The following is a 23,488-nucleotide window of genomic DNA, read 5'->3' as shown; positions in this document are numbered from 1 at the left end:
GAATTTAATAACTCTAACTAAACACTTTAAGCAACCTGCATACATTAGCTTTAGTTCTAATGTATAACCAACTAACCAATATGACTATACCTCAGTCTAGGTCGATAAAGACTTTGAACTACTTCGTACGTCTATTCCTTACCGTTTTCATTCTCGTCTCATCATATATCAATATTCACGCACAGATTCAATCAAAAGTGGACTCTATTATCGGCTTGCAAAACCCACCGATGGATACTATACTTGCGTGGCTTGATAATCATATAGATGCAGATATAAAAGACTTTCGTCCTGTCTCAAATATGGCATTACAATATGCTTATGAGACGAAAGACCCCAATATTATAGCTGTTGCTCATGAACTATTAGCTAGTTGGCATGCGTACAACGGATTTTTCCCCGTTGATTCAACCTTATATCATAGTAAAAAAGTAGTTTACAATTACAGACTAGGTAGCGATAGCATTAAAGTTGCAAATGCGCTAAAAAGCCTTTCTCTAGATTATATAAACAATTCCCAAAATGAAGAGGCTTTAAAAATTATCTTCCAAGCTTTAAGAATATTTGAAGATAATAATGATCAGGCAGGAGCAGCTGGGGTTTATAAAAACTTGGCCTCTTTATACGCTTTCAGCAAGGACGGAGAGAAGACTATCGAATATGCCAATAAAGCAATTGCTATTTTGGAAAATACGGAGGATTACTACACCTTATCCATCACATATTTATATTTAATTCAAGGATATACACAATTAGATAAATATGATGAAGCGCTAGAAGCTGCCAAAAAATGCTTAGATATTTCCAAAGAAATTCCTGACCAAATGGGCATTCCACTAAGAGCACATAGTTGGAGCTATGAAACTTACATTAAAATGGGCGAATTCGACTTAGCTTATGAAGAAGCAGTTATAGCTTGGAATATTGCAAAGAATGCTGTAGGTGAAGAAAGGGCAGCTGGATATCGTTCTGAAATTGGCAACTCACTGATGCTTCAAGGAAAAGTTAGTGATGCGCTGCCGCATCTTAGAGCATCGGTTGATCTTATCGAAGCCCAAGAGACAAGAACTGCTTCTTTACCTTATGATTTACTCGCTCAGTGTTATGAAAAACTTGGTCAATATCAAAATGCATTAAAATATTACAAAGTCGTAGCTGATATTGACAAAAAAAATCTTGTAGCTCAAGTAGCAAACTTGAAATCGGAGAGCGTCATTAAGTATGAAACCGATAAAAAAGACCAGGAGCTTATTTTGCAGCAAGCAAGACTTAAACAAAAGACGACCGTTCAGATGCTTATGGCAGCTTTCCTAGGAATTCTTGCACTATCCTTATTTTTACTTTTTTCTAGTTTCAGAAAAAACAAAAAAACCAGTGAGAAACTCGAAATTAAAAACCAGGAAAATGAACTACTTCTTAAAGAGATCCATCATAGAGTAAAAAATAATCTACAAACAATCTCCTCTTTATTGAATCTTCAATCAGAATCAATAAAGGATGAAGCTGCTTATGACGCCGTGCAAGAGAGTAAAAACCGAGTTGCTTCTATGGCTCTAATTCATCAAAAACTCTATCAAGGTGAAAATCTCGCAGCTATAGAAATGAAAGATTATTTCGAAACGATAGGCAATGCAGTAAAAGAAAGCTTTGGCGAAAAAGTGGACAATATTAGTTTAGAAATCGAAATGCCCGAACTAGAGTTAGATGTTGACACTGCTGTTCCTATCGGTCTGATTACGAATGAACTTCTAACAAATGCTCTCAAATATGCATATCCAGACGATCTATCTGGCACTATTAAAATTAAAATGACTAAAACTACTGACAACCTTATTCAACTCGAAATTTCCGACGACGGTGTGGGGATGAATAATGAATCAGAAAATCAAGGATTCGGAACACTACTAGTCCAGTTACTTACAACTCAATTAGGTGGAACTTTAGAAAAAAAGCATTATAATGGTACTTCTATTATCTTGCTATTTAAAGAACAAGAAAAATCTGTTGCCTAAATCTAAATGAACAACGAAGCTCTTAAAATATTAATTGTAGAAGATGATATGATCATCGCAGCAGATATCTCCATGCAATTGATAAAAATGGGTTATCAAATCATCGGAATGTGCACCCGAGCTGAAGACGCGATAAAAATGGTTGAATCTAATTCACCAGATATCGTGCTTATGGATATCATATTAAGTGGAAAAATGAATGGCATCGAAGCGGCACAAATGATCCTGGATCAATTTCAAACACCGTTAATTTTCATGACCTCTAATTATGACGACGCAACCTTCCAAAAAGCCCTAAAAACAAAGCCATTTGCATTTATTGCTAAACCATTTCAGAAAACTGAATTAGAAAGAGCACTTAAAATAACTGCCAATCGTATCGCCGCTGAAAAAAATGAACAAGAACTACCTTCTAACGAAGCAAACAGTCATGTTTCTACGATGGAAGATCGACTATTTCTAAGGCATAAAGGAGAAATGGTTAAAGTTTTCATCAATGACATTCTATACGTTGAGGCCGATCGGAATTATTGCAAAGTCATCACTCGAGAAAAAGAGATTTTACTTTCAATCCCATTAAGCAAATTTGAAGTAAATCTTCCTACAAAAGATTTCATTAGAACGCACAGGTCTTACTTAATTAACATTAAAAAAATTGATGCGATTAGCGAATTTACGGAATACGTAAATATCTTAGGCAGACAGTTGCCGATAAGTAGAAGACTAAAAGATGATGTGATTAAGAGACTCAAGCTTATCTAATTTTATATTTCTAGGTCAATTTTAGAATTTTAGATTTTCGTATACTTTACATAATTGAAAAAAAATCTTTTCCCGTTTCTAAGTTTCACTAAATCCATACCGCTCGGACAGTGGTTCCAGCCATTGGGATAAAACGTCTAAATACTCCATTACGCAGAAGTAGTTTCATATCAACAAAAAAGAAACTATGCTTCGCTTCATAAATCCCAAACCACTTATCGTCACGCAACAACTAATCATTGCAGCTGATCTCTACATCCAAATGACCAAACTGAAATATGATATCATTGGAATCTGTAATTCTTCTATAGATGCTTTGCAAACAATAAAATTAAATGCACCATCCATAGTTTTAATTGATTTAAGCTTGAAAGGATCTATAGATGGCGCAAAGCTAGGTGCCCTCATTCAGAAACAATTCTCCATTCCATTAATATATCTTAATCCGGGAATGGATAAACAATCTATCAACCTTGCCATCAAGACGAATCCTGCTGCAATTTTGAACATCCCTTATGAAACAGCAGAGATGGAGAATAAAATCAATTATATAAATAAACAGCTGAATAAAGGCTCCATCAGATTCAAGCTAGAATCCTGTTTGGACATTGAGTAATACCACTCGGAAGATTATAAATACCACTCGGACATCCAGAACGTCTTAATAACCGATTCAATCTAAATTGTATAAAAATCACCCAAAATGACCAAAGAATATATTAAATCCAAAGAACCCAATGAATACCACCAAGGTTTCAAATTATCTGAAAGGGAAGGTAGAAGTTTCGCTCCACCACCATTACAATTAAAAGCTGTATATAACAGACAGGCAGAATCCACTTCACCTCAAAATAATAGTGCATTTCAATTAAAGAAATACGAAAATCAAACGGGCATGCCAGACCAATTAAAAACTGGAATTGAGAACATGTCAGGCTTTTCACTAAATGACGTAAAAGTACATTACAACTCACCTCAACCGGCTCAATTAAAGGCACATGCTTATGCACAAGGAACTGACATTCACATAGCACCTGGTCAAGAACAACATCTTCCACATGAAGCATGGCATATCGTCCAGCAAAAACAAGGTAAAGTTAAACCGACTAAGCAGGTCAATGGGAAACCTGTAAATGATAATACCAGCCTTGAGCAAGAAGCAGACACGATGGGACAAAAAGCACTTACCAACAAATAAATTTTATAACCGCAAAACAAATAATTATGGGACTATTTGATAAAACAACCGATAAAAAACAAGATTCAAGAGCTGCAGCAAATCAAGAATCCGAATCAGCTTCATTCAGTATGCAGCCTCCTGTGTTTCAATTAGTAGATAATCCATTATTCGAAGAAAATGAGCTTGCAGGTGAAATGCCTGATTTTGATGGAATATGGGGTGACCAAGAAGAAGAAGAAGAAGAAGTCCAAGAAGCCGAAGGTCCTGGTTTTATGGAAACTCAAAAATCTAAAGGAATAGCTAAGAAGGTTCGAAAATATGAAAAGCTAAATGAGAAAAGTAGTAAAGGAGGCATAAAAGGCAAACTTGCTGGACTTAGTTTAAAAGCTAGAGTAGGATTGAATAAAACAAAGGGAAAACTTGCTAAAACTTTTATGTCAGAAGATGGATTTAGTGCAAGAGGAGAGAAAATGAGAAATAGACTTAAATATGGTCAAGAATTATATGACAATACAGATAAAGGAAGGGCAAAAAAAGAAGCTTCAAAAGCTGGGGCTGAAGAACGTATGGCTGCTAAAAGAGAAAGAAACATCAATGAATTAAGAGAAATGTATGTTAAAGAGGCTGAAGAAGCAAATGAAAAAAGTTGACAAATTCCTTCAAAATCTTGAATCCTATTCTAAGAAAATTTAAACGCTTTATACTACTATTACCACAGGATTAACATTAAATGTAGCATGCAATACGCATTTATATGATGTGAAGTTAATAATAATTTCCAATGAAAATCCTCGACCAAAATACTTACAAGCAAATAGGAAATGCAACGCTAATATTAACGTTAACAGCATCGAATCTTATGTACAATTTAGATCAACTATGCCACCAGTATTTACACCTACAGCTAGTGGCATCAGAGGAAGAAGAAGAAATATATTACAACCCTGAAACGCATGATTTTGTAACTAGAATTATAGAAGCTAGATCATATGCTACTGAAGAATAGGATAGCTCTGATTCATATTTGCCACTAAGAATTTAACCTACTTAAAAAAACACCTACTTAATTAATTCAATGGGAAAGGAAAGAAGCGAAAAGAAATCATCAAACCACTCGGACACTAATCATTACCGTTCGGAAGATCAGTCCACTTATAGATAAAATATAACTGATCTTTCGGAAGAAATCTTTTCCTAATAAAACTAATCAAACAATGAATACACAATTCTACCCAATTGCGCGAAAATTACGAAACTTCGTAGCATTTATATTAACCCTTTTTATAGTAGTTCAAACGAGCGCTCAAGATCATCTAATATCTGGAGATGCATCAAATTATAATTCGGGTAATTCATATCCTGGCGCAACAGTAAATGGTAATTTAACTATTTGTTGTAATGCATTTAACTTGCAAGCATTAGGAGATAATGTTTGGGCTAATTTACAAACGATTACAGGAGATCTGATCATTACTGGGACTGTTAGTCTTGGAAACCTTAATGGCTTGCAACACTTGACATCTGTAGGAGGAAGTGTAATTATTCAAGGTAATTCGAATCTCAACAGTATTTCAAGTCTCGCCAATCTTCAATCGATCGGTGGTGACTTAACCATTGACGACAATAATTCTCTTGGAAGTTTGGCAGGTTTGGAAAATGTTGTGACTATTGGCGGAAGTCTTTATGTAAAGAATAATGCATCTATTTCCTCCTTTACTACTAATACAAATTGGACACTAGAATCTGTGCAAAATGTAGGCATTACTAACAATGCTAATCTAACCCAGATATTTTCATTTAATAACATCACAAACTTAAATAATTTATCACTGTCTAATAATTCGAAAATTACTTGGTTTGCACCTTTCCCTGCCCTCCAATCTGCAGCATCATTTGTCATTTCTAGCAATACACAATTAACTGGAATAGGTAGTTTTGCTAATTTGTCTTCTCTCTCTTCTTTAGAAGTTAGTGGCAATACTTCATTACAGACTTGTTGTAGTTTGCTCCCTCTAATGGCTTTATCCGGAGCTGCAACATACGTCAATACGAATGCTGCTGGTTGTGAAAGTGTTGCTGCAGTAAATGCGCCTCCTAGTTTTGACATCTGTCCACCTAATACAACCGTAAATACAGACCCGAATTCATGCGTTAATAGTTTTTCCTTTCGTCTTCCGATAGGATCTGACAACTGTGATTTCGATAAGGCTACTGTAAAAATTACACGAGGCGATGGATCCATATGGTTCGATGATGAATATGGCAGTCCTGGAAACACTTTTGATTATCCGTTAATTACAGGTACAAATACATTTGCATTTAAAGCGACAGACCATAATGGAAACAGCGCAACTTGTAATACGATCATCACTGTAGTTGATAACCAACCACCAAAGGCAATTAGCGGTTACAATTTCAATTTAGATAATTCAGCTGGTAGCAATTGTATGGGAACCTTCACTCCTCCAGCAGCTGGCTTCACCGATAATTGCGGAATTCTTGGCTTTATTTTATATATCCAAGGATCTCTTGGAACCTATATAGATTTATCTTTCTCTGCTACCGAGGTTCCTACTATTGACTTGGAAATCGATGATTATACTTACGAAATTTTAATATTCGATGATGTTGCACTACAATTTTCTTATACTGGCGCATTCTCGATCACTGATGATACACAACCAGAATGGGAAAATAATATTACAAGTAGAGTCATAGAGATAGAATGTGGTGAAGCAACCATCGCAGAAACACTCCAAGCTAATTACCCAACTGCATTAGATGACTGCTCAGAAGTTACCCTCACTATAGATGACCAGGACTTCCTTGTCTCACCTTGCGGATTAGATTTAACTGAATATGAGTTTATTGCTAGAGATGCTAGCAACGTTAACATGACCGCATTTCGTCTACATATCAATGAAGTAGATACGAAAAAGCCAGTTTTATCAGGTGTCCCAAACAATATTACCATAGGATGTAATGACCCCATTCCTGCCTTCCCAACACTTACTGCAATGGACGCTTGCTCTGGAAACCTAACATCACAAATTTCCTTTACCGAAATTCCTTCAATGGGAACTTGTGGAAATGGTCAAATAGCTCAAATATTATCCAGATCAGCAAGTGTTTCTGATGATTGTATCAATACGGCTACAGCACAATGGACCGTTACCATACTTAGTGATTTCTCATTCACCCTTGGAGATGATCAGTCCATTTGTAGTGGTACAAATCAAAACATCACCCTCGATCCTGAAGTTTTAGGGGCATCATATCTATGGTCTACCGGAGCCACTTCTAAAACAATTAGTGTTAGTCAATCAGGAACATACGCACTTACGGTTACAACAGATTCAGGCTGTTGCTATTCCGATGAAGTTAAGGTCAATATCGGAACAATTCCTAATATTTCAGCATCTGGAGGCACCCTTAATTGTACATCTGGAACCGTACAATTGAGCGGTAGTTCTACAACAGCTGGTGCTACATTCAAATGGACAGGCCCAGGAAATTTTAATTCTTCAAGCCCTAATCCAACAGTTGCCAATGCTGGAAACTATACCCTACTCGTCACTAGCCCACAAGGTTGCGAAAGCACCCAAGTGGTAAGCGTAAATTCAGACACAGATGTACCCAATGCAACGGCAAGTGGAGGAAGCCTAAGTTGCAGTACCACAAGCTTACAATTAAAAGGTTCCTCCTCTACCCCAGGTGTAAGTTACTCTTGGACCGGTCCTAATAATTTTCAGTCATCTAATCAAAATCCAACTGTTTCAAGTATCGGAACTTATACACTTACCGTTACTGGACCAAATGGCTGTAAAGCAATATCTACAACCGAAGTAATAGGTAATACTGACGTCCCTGCAATTTCCCTAATCGCAGACCAAATCAATTGTAACAATCAGTCAGTTAGTATTCTTATAGAAAGCGATGCAATTCTAGTATCTACGGAATGGACCGGTCCAAACAGTTTTTCATCATCTGAAAAAGAACCAACAGTTGATCTTCCCGGAACATACATTGTGACCGTAACGTCAAATAATGGTTGCGAAGTAGATTTCTCCATTGACATCGCTGAAGATCTTACTACTCCAGATATCAGTGCCGATGGCGGAACGATAAGCTGTGATGCGAATTTCGTTTCATTAACTTCCAGCTCTACAGACAATAATGCAACTTTCTTGTGGAGTGGTCCTGACAATTTCACATCATCTGCTATGAATCCAGATGTATCACAGCCTGGGACCTACCTGCTTACAGTAACTGGAATTAATGGATGCAGCACAGTAGATTCTGTAATGGTTATGGCGGACACGGACTTACCAAATGTTAGTGCACAAGGTGGAACCATAGACTGTAATAATGAAGAAGTAACGCTTACAGGTGCTTCTACAACTGCCGACATAACTTCTTCGTGGACAGGACCTAATGGATTCATGAGTGCTAAAGACACAAATGTAGTTTCTACTCCTGGCCTCTATACCTATACCATAGTATCTCCAGGTGGTTGTACTTCATTTAAAACTGTAGAAGTTATTCTAGACAAAAGCGATCCTGATTTAGTCATTTTAGAAGGAAATGTAGATTGTGAATCTCAAACAAGACAATTTAATATTTCCACTAATATTCTTACTGCAACTTATGAATGGGAAGGACCAGACGGATTTACTTCTGATCTACCTTTTCCTCAATATTCACTTTCTGGAACTTACTTTCTGACTATAACTGGTACGAACGGTTGCTCCACTTCGCTATCATTCGAAGTAGATGAAGACATTGCTTCCGATTGGGAAGTGATTACAGATGGGAGTAGTGCATCGATCAATATAATTTCGGGAACAGGACCTTTCACTTTTATATGGGGTAGCGAATTCGGATTGCAAGAAATTACAGACTTAGAGGAAGGACAACATAACGTAACGGTTATCGATGGATTCGGTTGCTCTCGAAAAGTACAATTTACGATATCTACTTCTAGCATTGATGAATACGGCAATGCTAGTAATATAAATATATTCCCAAACCCAAGTCAAGATGTTCTCCACATCAATCTTGGCAACCTAGATCTACCATTGAAATATACTATCTATAGTATACATGGCTCAGAAATAAGTTCTGGAGAAATAAAAAATCAAAGTAATTCTATACCTGTAGAAAGATATAAAAGTGGTATCTATTTATTAGCATTTAAAATGGACCAAAAAACGAAGGTTTTGAAGTTTATTAAAGAATAATTTAATATAACGATGTCATTTTTCAGAGGAAGTCATGGGTAGTGGCTTCCTCTTTTATATCCAATATTACCATTTTTATAACATATTTTAACATTTTCATTTATTCATGCCTTTAATTTTAATATTTAAGTTAATTTAGAATTATAATCACACTAAGAAGCTCTATGTGCCAAATTCTATTTGCCTATAACCTAGAGAGCTAAAATGTTTTACGAAATTTCTAACTACTTAAATATTAACTAAATATGTTAAGAATTAAACACTTAAAATTCATCTTTCTCTTATTCTACTCTTTTTCCTTAACTAGTATTATATCCGCTAATTCAGTTGAATTGGATAAAATATCCGTTAAAGGAATAGTAACAGACGATGCTGGTGAAGCGTTAATCGGTGCTACGGTCTTGGAAAAAGGCACAAACAATGGTACCATAACCGATATTGATGGATCTTATAATATTAATGTTGAAGAAGACGCAACGCTTGTATTCAGTTATGTTGGATTTAGAGATCAAGAAATACCAGTAAATGGTCAGACTGAAATAAATGCCTTACTTTCTCTGGATGCCGCCCAGCTTGCCGAAGTCGTCGTCACTGGATATGGTAGTCAGAAAAAATCAAATCTAACAGGTTCTGTCGGTGTTGTAAATGCTGAGACCTTAGAAGCAAGACCTATTACGAGTGCATCACAGGCATTACAAGGTCAAGTCAGTGGTGTGTGGATTAATCAGAATTCAGGAGAACCGGGACAAGATGGTGCTTCTATAAGAATTCGGGGTATCGGTACATTGAACAATCCTAATCCACTTATCCTTGTGGATGGAATCGAAGCTCCTTTTGATAGCGTAGATCCGAATGATATTGCTTCCATTACCGTTCTTAAAGATGCTGCATCAGCAGCTATTTATGGGTCTAGGGCTGCGAACGGTGTTGTACTAGTCACAACTAAAAGAGGTAAGCTAAATAGTAAGCCGACTTTTAACTACACAGGTTATGCGGGTAGCACTGAAGTAAACTCAACTCCAGATTATATCTGGAATTCGGAAGAATTTATGAAGTTAAGAAATAGAGCAGATGTAAATTCTGGAAATCAGGAATTATATCCTGCTGATATCATTAACAAATATTCTGGATCAGGAGCACCTAACACAAACTGGTTTGAGGCAATTCTAAAGCCAGGAAGAATACAGCAGCATAGTTTATCTGCAAGTGGAGGAAGTGATAAGACTAACTTTAATATATCATTAGGCTACTTAGAAAACCAAGGCGTTGTTACTGGCGTTCAAGGAACTCAGCGATATAATGCGAGATTAAATCTGGATACAAAAGTGACTAGCAGATTTGGGATGGGAGGAAGCTTTTATGTTAGCAGACAAGTTTCCGACCTCGATAACGTAGGCCAAGATGGTGGTGTACTCGCAAGAACTACCAGATTAGGACCTAATTTTCCAGCCTATGATAGTCAAGGAAGAATTGCTGATAGAGCAAGAGACATTGATGCAATTGAATTATCTACACCTAATATCTTAGCTGAAGTTCAAGCATTAAACAGATTATTAAAAGAAAATTTCTTTTTAGGAAATTTTTACGCAGAATACGAACCAATAGACAACCTTAAAATTCGTGGAACTTTTGCCGCTAATTTCAGACAAAATAACGATCAGAATTTTAATAGTAGAGTAGAAACATTTGATCATGAAACTGGAGAATTAGGATTGGTTTGGTTAGAAAATAGAGAACTAAATTTATCGTTCAGAGAACGCCTTCAGCTCACTTCTTGGTTACAAGCAACCTATGAAAAATCATTCGGCAATAACAATATGAAATTTATCCTAGGAGCGAATCAAGAAAGCTTTGACGATAAAGGATTTTCAGCAACAAGAAGTGAACTTCCAAGTAATTCTTTACCTGCATTGGTTACAGGTAATCCAGAATCATCTACTAACAGTGATTTTGCTGGTCAATGGGCCATCAGGTCGCTTTTCGGAAGAATTAACTATGATTTCAAAAACAAATACTTGCTGGAAATGAATGTCAGAAGAGACGGCTCATCAAGATTCGGAGCAAATAACAGATGGGCTACATTTCCATCTTTCTCTGCTGGTTGGGTGATATCAGAAGAGGATTTCTTCAACTCAAACGTGATCGACTTCTTTAAAATAAGAGCTTCTTGGGGCCAACTTGGGAATCAAAACATCGGAAACTATCCGTTTGCATCTTCTGTTTCTTTCAGTCCTGCTTATAACTTCGGTGGTACTATTGTTGGAGCAGCAGCTCAGACGTCACTTGGAAATCCAGATATTAAATGGGAAACCACAACACAAACTGACATAGGAGTTAACTTATCTTTGTTAAATGGTAAAATAAGTCTAGAAGGTGACTACTTCATTAGAAATGCTTCTGACATTCTATACGATCAAAGCAATCCTGGTGTTACAGGGGTTCGAACACCTACTACGGTAAACATTGCAGAAGTTAGAAATACAGGATGGGAAGGTTCTCTTAACTATAGAGAACAATTTGGTAAAGTTGGATTTAGTATCGGTGGGAATGTTACTCATGTGAAAAGTGAAGTATTAAGCATTGATCCGAGTTTAGCTGGTGAAAATGATCGGGTAATCGATGGTGCTTTCATTATACAAAGAGGGCAACCGATTAATGCGCTTTACGGTTTAAATGCAATTGGCATTTTCCAAACTGCTGCTGACATCGAAAACGCACCTGATCAATCTATATACGGAACTCCGACTCCAGGAGATCTACAATATGAGGATTACAATAATGATGGAAAAATCACAGAAGAAGATAGACATGTACTGGGTCAAGATAATCCAACATGGTTATACGGTATTAATATGGGAATAGATGTCGGCAACTTTGATATAGCTGCAATCTTCCAAGGAATCGCTGACGCACAAACATTTGAAACGGCTAGATTTTATGCTCCGTTTGCAAATAGTGGAGGTGCTTCGACAATCTGGAGAGATAGTTGGACGCCGGAAAATACAGATGCTAGCCTTCCTAAAATAAGAATAGCACAAGGTGGAATTAACAATAACGTAAATCACTCATGGTTTATGAACGATAGAAGTTATTTCAGACTTAAAAATTTACAGATAGGTTATAAGCTTCCAAAAAATTTAGTTGAAAAAAGCTTCGTAAATAGCCTAAGGATATATGTGAATGCAACTAATCTATTAACTTGGACTAACTTTATAGGATTTGATCCAGAACAAGAAGCAAGAAATACGAACGGTACAGCAGTTTATCCACAGCTAAGAATAATAACTGGTGGTGTGAATGTAAGATTCTAGGAAACGCTTCTATCATTAAATAATAATAAAGAAAAGACAATGAAATATATATATAAAATCAGTATTTTTTGTGCGGTATTAATGCTCAGTTTTTCATCATGCGATAAAGATTTTCTTCAGAAAACACCTTTAGATCAAGGTAGTGTAGAAGGTTTTTTCGAGACATCTGAGGATGTGGTAAGAGCCATTAATGGGATCTACGACGTTTTTCAAGGAGATATCTGGGGAGGAGCTTTCTATTGGTACAACCACAATTTTGACATCCTGACAGATAATGGTGTAGGCTGCTGTCCATGGGAAGGTCAATTTTCGACCATAGCGGAAGGAACACATAATGCCGGAACAGGTGGAATCATCAATAATAAGTGGGATTTCGGTTACGAAGGCATTTTCAGAGCAAATTCAGTTCTTGAAAATATTGGTAATGTCAATTTAGACCCAGCAACTGAAACACTTTACATTGCTGAAGTAAGATTTCTGAGGTCATTAATTTACCAAGAAATGGTCAATTTATTCGGTGACGTACCTTTAGTTCTTAAAGTATTAACTAGAGAAGAAGGACTAGCAGCAACTAGAACTCCTAAATCTGAAGTACTCGCACAAATCTATAGTGACTTAGATTTCGCGGAAGCTAATTTAGGCACAACTCCTACAAATGGGGACATTGGCCGGCCGACTAAACAGTCAGCAATTGCAGTAAAAGCAAGACTAAAAATGTACAATAAAGATTGGGCTGGCGCTGCTGCAGAAGCTAAAAAGATTATGGATATGTCTGCTGCTAACCCTGACCTTATTGGCTTAGTAGATAATTATGCGGATGTTTTCAGCCCTACTAATGAAAACAATAAAGAAGTTTTATTTGATGTACAATTTACAGGAGGTACACAAGGAGAAGGAAACTACTTACAAGTTGCACTTGCACCAGGACCTGAAGGAACACCTGGAAGTGGCTGGGGTTCCAACACACCTACTGACCAATTAGCAAATGCCTTCTATATGAAAGATGGACTTCCTTCAGATGAATCTCCATTATTCGATGCTGATAATCCTTATGAAAACAGAGAAGAAAGATTATATGCTAATCTACTAATACCAGGAGTATCGATGTGGAGAGGTAAGGTATTTGATTCTGCATTATCTGGATTCAGTCCTTTCTTCGCAATTAGAAAATGGGTAGATCCTGCAGCAACCATCGGAGAAGATGGATGTTCTTGCAATGAAACTAATCTTATTCTTTACAGATATGCAGATATCTTAATGATCTATGCAGAATCTATGAATGAATTAAATGGCCCAACAGAAGACGTTTATGCTGCTCTTAATCAGGTAGTCACAAGAGCAGGATTACCAGCAATAGAATCTGGATTAAGCAAAGATGAAATGAGAGAAGTAATTCACCATGAACGTCATGTTGAATTTCCATGGGAAGGAACAAGATATTTTGATCTAATTAGATGGGGAAAAGCTGCTGATATTATCCCTATCGTTACGCTATTCGGAGAATCTTTAGATGATAGAGTATTTGATCCAGCAAAACATACTTTATGGCCAATTCCGCAAAAAGAATTAGACCTGAATCCTAACTTAACGCAAAACCCAGGATACTAAAAAAATAAGTAAACAATTTGAAGTAGAGCACTCCTTAACTGGAGTGTTCTACTATTTTTCTTTATAAGAATGAAGTATTATTTAAGTATGAAACATAGCAAAATAATTTTCCTCTTTGCATTTACTTTGATTCTATTCTCATGTGACAAATCACCGATAAGCATTGAAGAAGAACCGAAATTCTATAGCACTCCAGATGAAGAATTAACTGATCTACTCTTAACTGCTGCCAATAACGAAGGCCTTTCTTACTTCGAACTACCAAACAGTCAAGACTTAAATGCAATTCCAGAAGATCCTAAGAACAAACTAACTCCCTCTAAGATAGAACTTGGCAAATTTCTTTTTCACGAAACTGGTCTTGGTACGAATCCCAAGAATCAAATTAATAGACAATCCTATTCATGCGCAAGTTGTCATCATGTCAGAGCAGGCTTTCAGGCAGGAATCAAACAATCTATCGGAGAAGGCGGAATTGGGTTCGGTCAAAATGGAGAAGCTAGGGTTATCGACACAGAATATGGATTTGACTTTCTTGATATTCAACCTATCCGAACGATGTCGATCGTAAATTCTGGATATCAGGAAGCGATCATATGGAATGGTCAGTTCGGTGGAACTGGAGTAAACAAAGGTACAGAAGATGCATGGGCTTTACGAAGCCCGAAAGAAATAAACTTCCTAGGATTTGAAGGGTTAGAATCTCAAGCCATCGCAGGATTAAAAATTCATAGAATGCACGTCTCAAAAGAATTAATAGAAAATCTTGGATATAAGGAATTATTCGACGAAGCTTTCCCTGACATTGACCCTAAAAATAGATATAATGATACAATCACTGGACTAGCAATCGCTGCCTATGAAAGAGTTGTATTAGCTGATCAGGCACCGTTTCAATCTTGGCTCAAAGGAGATCAAAATGCCATGACGGAAGATCAAAAAAAGGGTGCTATCTTATTTTTCGGAAAAGCTAATTGTGTGAAATGCCATACAGGTCCGGCACTCAACACTATGGAATTCTATGCTTTAGGAATGCATGATCTTAAGGGAGATGATGTTGCGCAAACCGTAGCCCAAGACTTCTTTACTTCTGCTGAAGGCAGAGGAGGATTCACAGGAAAAACTGAAGATTTATATAAGTTCAAAGTACCACAACTCTACAACTTAAAGGATTCACCTTTTTATGGGCATGGAGGGAGCTTTGAAAGTATTAAGGACATTATTACCTATAAAAACAATGGAATAGTTGAAAATCCTGTTGTCCCTAAAGAACATATTTATCCAGGCTTTCAACCCAAAGGATTAACAACAGATGAAATTAATCTCATCGCTGACTTTATTGAAGAAAGTCTACACGATCCCAATTTAATGAGGTACAGCCCCGAAAACCTACCCTCTGGAAATTGTTTTCCTAATAGTGATGAACAATCCATGATAGATCTTGGATGCAAATAAAAAATATGAAACAGCTTAAATATATATGCTTAACAGTTGTGTGTTTTCTGCAAGTAACTACTCATGCTCAAAAAGTTTTTACAGAAGTTTCAGAAGAAGCTGGGATTAACCATGCTTTTATCATTGACCAAGCAACTTTCGGAGGTGGAGCAGCGGTTATCGATTTTGACAAAGACGGTTATGAAGATATTTATATTACTGGTGGTGCTGCCGAAGATGCGTTATTCAGAAATAACGGTGACGGGACTTTCACCAATGTCTTTAGCAATAGCGGGTTCGATTCCACAATTGGGACTAATACGCAGGGAGTTTCCGCAGCAGATGTTAACAGAGATGGGTACAAAGATTTATTAATTACTACCTTTAACTATATGTCGGAAGACAGAAAATCTGCACCTAATCTGCTCTTTATTAATCAACAGGATGGTACATTCAAGGACGAAACGAAAGAATGGGGATTAGATAAATTTAGAAATAATAGTACTGGAGCGACATTCGGAGATATTAACTTAGATGGCTACCCTGATTTGTTTATCGCTAATTATTTTTCATCATCTCCGATCGGGATTTCGATCTACAATGAATCAACCATCACGAATTCTTTTGTACCTTCTAATGACTACCTTTTTTTAAATAATGGAGGAGGAAAATTTATCGAAGTCTCTGAGGTTTACAACATGAATCATTATGCTTTCGGTTTTCAAGGTCTATTTTCTGACTATGACAATGATAAAGATCTAGACTTACACATTGTGAATGATTTCGGTTTCAAAAAAACACCGAACCGACTCTATCGAAATGATTATCCTAAGAATCGTTTCAAAGAAAGGAGTCTTAATCTTCAGCTAAATTACGGGATGAACGCCATGGGCATCACAGGCGCTGATGTCAATATGGATGGCTGGATGGACTACTTCATTACTAATTTATCCACTAGTGTCCTCGTATACAATAGAAAAAATGGCGACGGCTTCGATGATAAGACCGTTTCTGCTGGTGTAGCAATTCCAACCATATTTCACGAATCCTATACCGGACCACCGATAAGCTGGGGAGCTAACTTTTTCGACTTCGATCATGATATGGATGTGGATCTTTTCGTTTGTAATGGAGCTTTGAATCCAACAATCCGCTTAAATCCAAATCTGTTTTTCAGAAATGATAATGGCAAATTTAAAGAAGTAGCACAAGAAATGAATCTCTTCGACGTAAGAATCGGTAGAGGTTCTGTTGTTTTCGATTATGATAATGACGGCGATCTAGACTTATTTGTAGTCAATCAAGCGCCTAGGCAAAATACAGATCTTAATGGCACACTTCCCGAAGCTAGGTGTTTATTGTTCAGAAATGATGCCTCTAATGGCAATTGGTTACAAATTGAGTTAGAAGGTGTTAAGTCAGAGCTGAATGGTCTAGGTTCGAAAATTGAAATCGTTGCGGATGATCTCATTTTAATAAGAGAAATAGAAGGCGGAGCTAGTCATTTATCACAAAACACAACCATAGCTCATTTCGGATTAGGTGACTTAGAAAATATTTCTAATGTAACGGTTCATTGGCTTGGTGGCAAAAGTCAGACGCTTACCAATGTAGCAGCGAACCAACGTATCGTGATAAAAGAAGAAGTTGATGAAAACAATTTGGAAACTGCACTTAACTTGCTTGTTACGCCAGGAGCATTTTCCGAGGAGGTCGTTATAGAATATGAATTACCAGCATCAGGTCCTGCCAAAATAGAATTGTTTAATGCACAAGGCATGCTGATAGAAACTTTAATGGATGAAGAACAAGGTAGTGTAGGTATCCTTTCTAAACGGATCTCTCAGAACTTACCAAGCGGAGTTTACTTTTTCAGACTTAGCGGTGCAGGTGAAATTATAACTCAAAAAACAGTAAAGATATAATTGATAAAACAGATTATAATATCATTATGCTGCACTATCATCTCTACCTCAATCTATGCTCAAAACTTACTGTCCGATGGCAGTTTTGAATTAATCAATAATTCTTCCTGTGTCAGTCCTGAACTTGGATTCAATGAATCCGTCTTATGGTACACCATTCAAGGGACTCCTGATTTATTTAGTAACAATTGTAATCTCCCAGAATTCGAGGAAATATTTTGGAGTAAAAACGCAAAAGCATCAGATGGCCAAAACTTTATTGGATTAAGATGCAGAGTGAATTCTAACCAATCCTACATTAGCGAAGGTGTTGCCTCTAAACTCGCACATTCACTAGATCCGCAAAAGACTTATTACATTTCGATGAACGTAAGAAATAAAGGATTCTACCAAGGCTTCCCTAATTCTACCATTGACTGCCCATTGACTCCAGAAAAGAAAATTGAAATCTATACCCATACTGATTCTATTAAGATTGACAATAATTTCTCTAATGGCTCAGCTAGTGCTAACGGCACTTTAGCTAATATTGTAGAGTCTCCATTACTCCAAAGCGATAAGGTTTCGGATGATTGGTTTGTCGTTGGCACCTGTTTCACGCCCGTGGATGAGGCTTCTTACTTAGCAGTCATTATGCCTCTGGGTAATTTTGGGACATTTCCAGAATGCGCGGCCGACGATACTAAAGGCACTTTTTATTCATACTATTATGAATTCGATGATATCATCGTGGATACCCTAGCAAGTGAAATAGAAGTAATTAAATACTTAGCAAACGGACAGAAACTCGATATTTACCTACCTGAAGAAATTGAATTACCGATCATTAATAATGCAACCATGCAATGGGAAGATGGATATATAGGTTCCAGAAGATCCATTGCTGAACCAGGCGATTATACCATAGAAGCGATTTTTGATTGCGGATCGATAATGATTTTACTGGAAGTTATTGCTGAGAATAAGGAGTTTCCATTTTTCATTCCCAATGTTTTTTCACCTAATAACGATGGAATTAATGATGAGTTCGAAGTTTTCATTCCTGCCGATAAGCCAATCCTTGAATACAAATTAGAGGTCTTTGATCGATGGGGAAATCGAGTATTTCGCAGCAACGATATTAATGACAGGTGGAAAGGAGAACATTCTAATCATCAATTTCTTTCTGGTGATTTCCTGTATTATGTGTACTGTGAAGTAGCGGAAAAATCCGGTGTCCAAAAATATTCTAAATCCGGCAATATCTCTATCCTCCGATAAGCAATGAGTTCTAATGACCATTTTAAAATTGACCTACTAACGCATAATCAACAACTTCATCATTTCTCTAGCAGATACTCTCGCTTTTAGATCTATGAAATCTCGTGGCGTTTCATCTCCTACTTCATAAGTCACTGCCTCCGCACCAAATTGAACAATAAACCAGCCCTTAGAAACTGGACTTTCTAATGGATCTGGATCTTCGTAAGCTTTTCCTTCACCTAGAATTTGCTCTATCGATTCTACCCAATAATTCCGAAAATTCATAAGATGTTCATGCTCATCTGGATAAGTATAATAAACATCCTCTTGTGTAGAATGAAAATCAATTCCTAAAATCACATCTGATTTCTTTTTGTTCACATAGTTCACGATATGATTCGCGATCTGATTCGGTTCCGGTTGTCTATAATACTGCCAGTCTCTGTTCAGATCTATCCCACCTGCATTATGCCTCCAGTGTCCCATATCCACACCATCAGGATTTAAAAGTGGATAAACTAAGATCCTATATTTTTTTCTGAATGCCGTAGAAAGTTTCGTATCATTCAACACTTCATCTAAGTAACTTTGCAAAGCTTTATAACCTGAAACTTCCGGTGGATGCTGGCGACTTAAAAAGACAATTGTTTCTGCTTTTGGATCTTCAGGTTCTGAAACCGCCCCGAATAATTTTCGACCCAATTTAGATTCACCGACTTCGAATTTCTGAAGATTCGCATCTTTCACCACTTGATCAAACCATGATTCTACCATCTCTGAATTACTTAATTCCTGTCCACAGAAATATAAAGGAGTCGCAGAAACATCAACTCTAAAAACAGCATGACCACCTTCGAAATTAGAATCTACTGAATCCAATCGCTCCCAGTTAACTAAGTCTGTACTCAATTTAGGCCAGTATCGGTGCTGGTAGGTTCCATAATCCATGATGATTTTGATCGTTCTTTCTGTATCAGATTGCAAGCGAAATGCATACCACGGACTTGCGTTGATCGGTGCATTTTCTGGCGTAATTTTTACTCTAAATGTAGAATCATTTTCTTGAGAAAATCCATTCATTCTTGCACCTTCGAATTCATTAGAAATGGAGATTCCACCTTCTGTCCAAGTTCCTTTTTCTTGCACATCGATCGGCTTACTAGAAGTGTCGATCGGTTTTGGAAAATCATAATTCATCAATTTCTTACTAACACAAGAAGTTAATGTGATAACAAATAGCAATAGAATAAATCTCATTTCTTTAATTTTATCTGACAAATATATCAATGTATCTAGAAGAATATGAAATTGGGAACGATATTCTTAATTTGTTCATTATAAATGCAAATACTTAGATATGAAAAATGTGATCGGAAGAGTTTTATTAATACTAGGTTTATACCTAGGGTTGAAATATTTCGGAGGGAGTATTGGCGCTAAGATTCTCTATCCAGTTACCTTACTCGTTACCTTCCTACATGAATTCGGACATGCATTAGGAGCTGTATTAACAGGAGGTTCCGTGGACCAAGTTCAGATTAATGCCGACGGAAGTGGATACACGGTCTCGCGAGGAGGTGTAAGGCCGATTATCATCATGGGCGGTTATATTGGTTCAGCCATTCTTGGGAACTTGCTATTTTACATTGGCACAAAATCTCAAAAGCTAATTAAGCCGATGCTATATTTGTTATCCGCTGCGATGGTCTTCACCGCATTTTTCTGGTTTAATTCAATGTTTACTACAAGTATCTTAATTCTATTCGCTTTGGTTCTCGGATTTATTGGTTTAAAAACAAAATTTGGTCGAGAAGTATTAATGTTTATTGGATTAGCGAGCATAATCTACATCATTCAGGATTTCAATGTTGGACCAAGCTCTGACCTCGCTGCTTATGCAGAAACAATGGTTATTCTTCCAGCAACAGTATGGAAATACATCTGGCTAGGAATTGTTGTATTGCTTTTCGTTTTCAATATCCGAGCAATCTTTCGAACAAGTGGAACAGCATAAAATTCTAACCTTCGATCACTTTCTAAGTAGTCAGCCTGAAGAAATAGCTGAAAGTGCACTTCTGTTGCATGATCTTTTTCTATCCTATCCCAATGTCGGTATTAAAATTAGGTTCGGAATTCCTTTTTACGATTACAAAACTTGGATTTGTTATCTGAACCCACTGAAAAAAGAAGCGGGCGCAGAACTCGTATTTCTAAAGGGTAAAATACTTCAAGAAACTTTTCCATTCTTAAAGAGTAAAGGGCGAAAAATGGTCGCTGGCATTAAATTAACTACAATTAATGACGCAGACCTTGAGCAAATCATAACAGTCTTCGAGGAAGCCATATCACTTGAAATGGAAACATAATCTATCTAGGTTATTACCTGCAATTCGAGTCGTTAATATGAATGCCTTATCAGAACAATACTAACCTCTACTTTTTCAAATGAAGTCTTACGGCTGCTACCAACTATTTCAATAAAAAGGCAATCTTACCGCACTGTTCATCCTGCTTCGTTCTCTCAAACTTAAACTCTCTTGACTTACGCAACGCTAAAGAGACTAGACCTGCTGATCCGATAGTTGATTTTTTTCTATTCAAGGTAGCACTGGATACATTGCCACTTCGATCGATACAAACATCTACGACAACTTGCCCTGCATTATCAGATAAGATGATAATATCAGGAACTTCACGAACTTGTCTACTCCCTACTCCATCGTATATTTTTATATCAAGATCTTCATCTATTTCTATTAATTCTACAACAATATCTAGAGGCTCATCATCAAATACTGGGTCTTCCTCTGGGAATTCATCCTCATCGTCACTTGAATCAAATATATAATCATCTTCAGAGCTATTAACGACATCATCATTTGATGCTGTTTCTGTGGACAATACTTCGTCACCAGATAACACATCCTCATCTCCTTCATCTTCATCAGTGGACTGAGAACCTGTAGACAGCACTTCATCATCATCTAGAATATCATCGCCATTATCTTCTGCTATCACCTCAGGCTGCTTTCTAGGTTCATCATCTATCGGTATCGCAACTCTTTTACAATATGCATCAGCTTGCTGGGCTGCTTTATCCGAACCTAACCTTTTCGCTTTATGCCAATCTGTACAAGCGGAAACATCATCGTCTATTTCAAAAAAAGCATCTCCTCTTGCTAATAAAGCATCTGTATTGGTGCTATTTTTTAAAACTGCATAATCTAAGTAACTAATAGCTACCAATGGATTCCCAAGACCTAACTCAGCTCTTCCCATTACTAGACACACACCTTCACTTAATCCATTCAGTTCGATATAGGCTAATCCATCCCTCTTTGCTCCTTTATATGCACCTAATGCATATTTCGCTCGAGCTCTGTAAACAAGAGCCTCTTCATAGGAAGCATTTCCTTTGATGATATCGTTGTAAACTTGAATGGCTTCATCATATCTTCCGCTATCGAACAAGTAGTTCCCTTTAACGTATTTGAATCCAGTTTCTTCTTCCACAGATTGCGCATCCAGTAGAACTGGTATACTTAGCATTGTGAATAGTGTTATTATTAAAGTGAGGATTTTCATATCTACATTATTTATTGTAAAGATAAGACGAAAACATACAATTTTCGGTTTCAATTCAATACAACCTTAAATTACCTTTAACATTATGAGATGTGAAAATATTATAAATTGGTGCAAAAAAAAAGCGCACAAGATCCTCACCTTGACGCGCTTATTACCCTAAACTAATTTTTATAAAACACCCTTTGACTAATAGACGCTTAGAAACCAAAGTACCCCTACTTTAATTAATAAGTTTTTAAACATATCTATTTATATAATATATAAAAAGCTAAAATTCTAATACTAAGAGCAATATTTTTTTGATTAAAATTTTATTTTTTTTTAGATAAATTTTAATGTCAATGCATTTAAAGTTGATTATCAATATGCCATCTACATTTCGATCATTCATGGGAAGTAAAAATATGCTTACAAAATAAATGAACTAAACTAAAACATGGTTCTATACTATCCATGAAAACAAATTATAAGTTCTGAAAAGTTATGGGTCCATATAAAACAAAAAAAGCGCCCAAGGTCCTCACCTTGGCGCGCTTAGTACCCTAGGTAGTACTTATAAAACACCCTTTGTTCAAATGTAACAATTCGAAAGGTAATTTCAAAAAGTACTTTGAATAAAAAAACCATTTTTGTAAAGTAAGTAGTTTTAGCTCTATGTCAGATTGACATTTCGTTGTGAATTGAATTCAATATCTACATAAAACATGCATAGAAAATAAGAAGAATGAGACATCATCCCTGAAGCAGCAGCCGGAGATTCTATAAGAGTAATATTCTACTAAACAAAGAAAGCGCACAAGATCCTCACCTTGACGCGCTTATTACCTAAACTAATTGTTTTAAAACCCTTAATCCAAATGTAATAAATCAAAACGAAAAGACAAGCAAAACACTTTAAATATTATTTATATATGTTAAAAAAGTAATGTAATGATTGAAAATTATCTTCAGGACCCTTTTAATCATGGTCTATACACGGTGAAAATACTAATATAATAAAGTAAGGAATGGCTTGAGAACAGATGCTTAGATAGGTCATAAAAATGCTAGAAAAAAAAAAGCGCCCAAGATCCTCACCTTGACGCGCTTATTACCCTAAACTAATTTTTATAAAACACCCTTTGACTAGTAGACGCTTTGTAAATACACCTCCCCTACTCATATATAATATAATTTTTACATTTAT

The 23,488-nt window shown here is 36.5% G+C and carries 16 protein-coding genes; 14 read left to right on the top strand and 2 right to left on the bottom strand.

Annotated elements, in window-relative coordinates; genetic code table 11:
- Positions 1-230 precede the first annotated feature (230 nt).
- From L2586_RS21790 to L2586_RS21735, 12 genes are all read left to right on the top strand, one after another.
- Entirely contained in the window at positions 231-2,012 is a 1,782-nt protein-coding gene (locus L2586_RS21790; protein WP_235295079.1) for a histidine kinase dimerization/phosphoacceptor domain -containing protein, read from the top strand.
- Positions 2,013-2,018: 6 nt separating this feature from the next.
- Positions 2,019-2,774: a LytR/AlgR family response regulator transcription factor gene (locus L2586_RS21785; protein WP_235295078.1), complete on the top strand. Its 756-nt coding sequence runs from the start codon at positions 2,019-2,021 to the stop codon at positions 2,772-2,774.
- Positions 2,775-2,961: 187 nt separating this feature from the next.
- The gene (locus tag L2586_RS21780; RefSeq protein ID WP_235295077.1) at positions 2,962-3,390 is read left to right on the top strand and encodes a response regulator; all 429 of its coding nucleotides are present in this window, start codon (positions 2,962-2,964) and stop codon (positions 3,388-3,390) included.
- Positions 3,391-3,477: 87 nt separating this feature from the next.
- A complete protein-coding gene (locus tag L2586_RS21775) occupies positions 3,478-3,972 on the top strand; it encodes an eCIS core domain-containing protein (RefSeq protein WP_235295076.1) in 495 nt (164 codons plus the stop codon).
- Between the two features lie 26 nt (positions 3,973-3,998).
- The gene (locus tag L2586_RS21770; protein ID WP_235295075.1) at positions 3,999-4,604 is read left to right on the top strand and encodes a hypothetical protein; all 606 of its coding nucleotides are present in this window, start codon (positions 3,999-4,001) and stop codon (positions 4,602-4,604) included.
- Between the two features lie 131 nt (positions 4,605-4,735).
- Positions 4,736-4,960 (top strand): hypothetical protein, encoded by a 225-nt coding sequence (locus L2586_RS21765; RefSeq protein ID WP_235295074.1) that lies wholly within the window; start codon positions 4,736-4,738, stop codon positions 4,958-4,960.
- Positions 4,961-5,168: 208 nt separating this feature from the next.
- Positions 5,169-9,194 carry a T9SS type A sorting domain-containing protein gene (locus tag L2586_RS21760; RefSeq protein WP_235295073.1) on the top strand — a complete coding sequence of 1,342 codons (4,026 nt, stop codon included), beginning with the start codon at positions 5,169-5,171 and terminating at the stop codon, positions 9,192-9,194.
- 245 nt (positions 9,195-9,439) lie between these two features.
- Entirely contained in the window at positions 9,440-12,505 is a 3,066-nt protein-coding gene (locus L2586_RS21755) for a SusC/RagA family TonB-linked outer membrane protein (RefSeq protein WP_235295072.1), read from the top strand.
- 39 nt (positions 12,506-12,544) lie between these two features.
- The gene (locus L2586_RS21750) at positions 12,545-14,113 is read left to right on the top strand and encodes a RagB/SusD family nutrient uptake outer membrane protein (protein ID WP_235295071.1); all 1,569 of its coding nucleotides are present in this window, start codon (positions 12,545-12,547) and stop codon (positions 14,111-14,113) included.
- An 87-nt stretch (positions 14,114-14,200) separates the two neighbouring features.
- Complete coding sequence (locus L2586_RS21745) at positions 14,201-15,568, top strand: cytochrome-c peroxidase (protein WP_235295070.1); 1,368 nt, start codon at positions 14,201-14,203, stop codon at positions 15,566-15,568.
- Positions 15,569-15,573: 5 nt separating this feature from the next.
- Entirely contained in the window at positions 15,574-17,472 is a 1,899-nt protein-coding gene (locus L2586_RS21740; protein ID WP_235295069.1) for an FG-GAP-like repeat-containing protein, read from the top strand.
- Positions 17,473-18,732, top strand: coding sequence for a T9SS type B sorting domain-containing protein (locus L2586_RS21735; protein ID WP_235295068.1), 1,260 nt, complete (start codon positions 17,473-17,475; stop codon positions 18,730-18,732).
- Positions 18,733-18,768: 36 nt separating this feature from the next.
- Here L2586_RS21735 and L2586_RS21730 read toward each other — a convergent pair whose 3' ends face one another.
- Positions 18,769-19,971 carry a M14 family metallopeptidase gene (locus L2586_RS21730; protein WP_235295067.1) on the bottom strand — a complete coding sequence of 401 codons (1,203 nt, stop codon included), beginning with the start codon at positions 19,969-19,971 and terminating at the stop codon, positions 18,769-18,771.
- Positions 19,972-20,071: 100 nt separating this feature from the next.
- Here L2586_RS21730 and L2586_RS21725 point away from each other — a divergent pair, with 100 nt between their 5' ends.
- On the top strand, positions 20,072-20,728 hold the full coding sequence (locus L2586_RS21725) for a M50 family metallopeptidase (RefSeq protein WP_235295066.1): 657 nt from the start codon (positions 20,072-20,074) through the stop codon (positions 20,726-20,728).
- Positions 20,715-21,080 (top strand): DUF1801 domain-containing protein, encoded by a 366-nt coding sequence (locus L2586_RS21720; protein ID WP_235295065.1) that lies wholly within the window; start codon positions 20,715-20,717, stop codon positions 21,078-21,080. Before L2586_RS21725 ends, L2586_RS21720 begins: the two co-directional genes overlap by 14 nt.
- A 103-nt stretch (positions 21,081-21,183) precedes the next feature.
- Here the strand turns inward: L2586_RS21720 and L2586_RS21715 are convergent, their stop codons facing one another.
- Positions 21,184-22,263 (bottom strand): tetratricopeptide repeat protein, encoded by a 1,080-nt coding sequence (locus L2586_RS21715; RefSeq protein ID WP_235295064.1) that lies wholly within the window; start codon positions 22,261-22,263, stop codon positions 21,184-21,186.
- Positions 22,264-23,488: the final 1,225 nt, after the last annotated feature.

The organism is Portibacter lacus, from assembly GCF_021533215.1.
Lineage (GTDB): Bacteria > Bacteroidota > Bacteroidia > Chitinophagales > Saprospiraceae > Portibacter > Portibacter lacus.
The sequence above is the reverse complement of the archived record's forward strand: the minus strand, read 5'-3'. Positions and strand labels throughout refer to the sequence as shown.

Bases quoted from the DNA above. Each gene is read 5' to 3' on its own strand.
- L2586_RS21790 (WP_235295079.1), top strand. From the start codon at position 231: ATGGATACTATACTTGCGTGGCTTGATAATCATATAGATGCAGATATA.
- L2586_RS21785 (WP_235295078.1), top strand. From the start codon at position 2,019: ATGAACAACGAAGCTCTTAAAATATTAATTGTAGAAGATGATATGATC.
- L2586_RS21780 (WP_235295077.1), top strand. From the start codon at position 2,962: ATGCTTCGCTTCATAAATCCCAAACCACTTATCGTCACGCAACAACTA.
- L2586_RS21775 (WP_235295076.1), top strand. From the start codon at position 3,478: ATGACCAAAGAATATATTAAATCCAAAGAACCCAATGAATACCACCAA.
- L2586_RS21770 (WP_235295075.1), top strand. From the start codon at position 3,999: ATGGGACTATTTGATAAAACAACCGATAAAAAACAAGATTCAAGAGCT.
- L2586_RS21765 (WP_235295074.1), top strand. From the start codon at position 4,736: ATGAAAATCCTCGACCAAAATACTTACAAGCAAATAGGAAATGCAACG.
- L2586_RS21760 (WP_235295073.1), top strand. From the start codon at position 5,169: ATGAATACACAATTCTACCCAATTGCGCGAAAATTACGAAACTTCGTA.
- L2586_RS21755 (WP_235295072.1), top strand. From the start codon at position 9,440: ATGTTAAGAATTAAACACTTAAAATTCATCTTTCTCTTATTCTACTCT.
- L2586_RS21750 (WP_235295071.1), top strand. From the start codon at position 12,545: ATGAAATATATATATAAAATCAGTATTTTTTGTGCGGTATTAATGCTC.
- L2586_RS21745 (WP_235295070.1), top strand. From the start codon at position 14,201: ATGAAACATAGCAAAATAATTTTCCTCTTTGCATTTACTTTGATTCTA.
- L2586_RS21740 (WP_235295069.1), top strand. From the start codon at position 15,574: ATGAAACAGCTTAAATATATATGCTTAACAGTTGTGTGTTTTCTGCAA.
- L2586_RS21730 (WP_235295067.1), bottom strand. From the start codon at position 19,971: ATGAGATTTATTCTATTGCTATTTGTTATCACATTAACTTCTTGTGTT.
- L2586_RS21725 (WP_235295066.1), top strand. From the start codon at position 20,072: ATGAAAAATGTGATCGGAAGAGTTTTATTAATACTAGGTTTATACCTA.
- L2586_RS21715 (WP_235295064.1), bottom strand. From the start codon at position 22,263: ATGCTAAGTATACCAGTTCTACTGGATGCGCAATCTGTGGAAGAAGAA.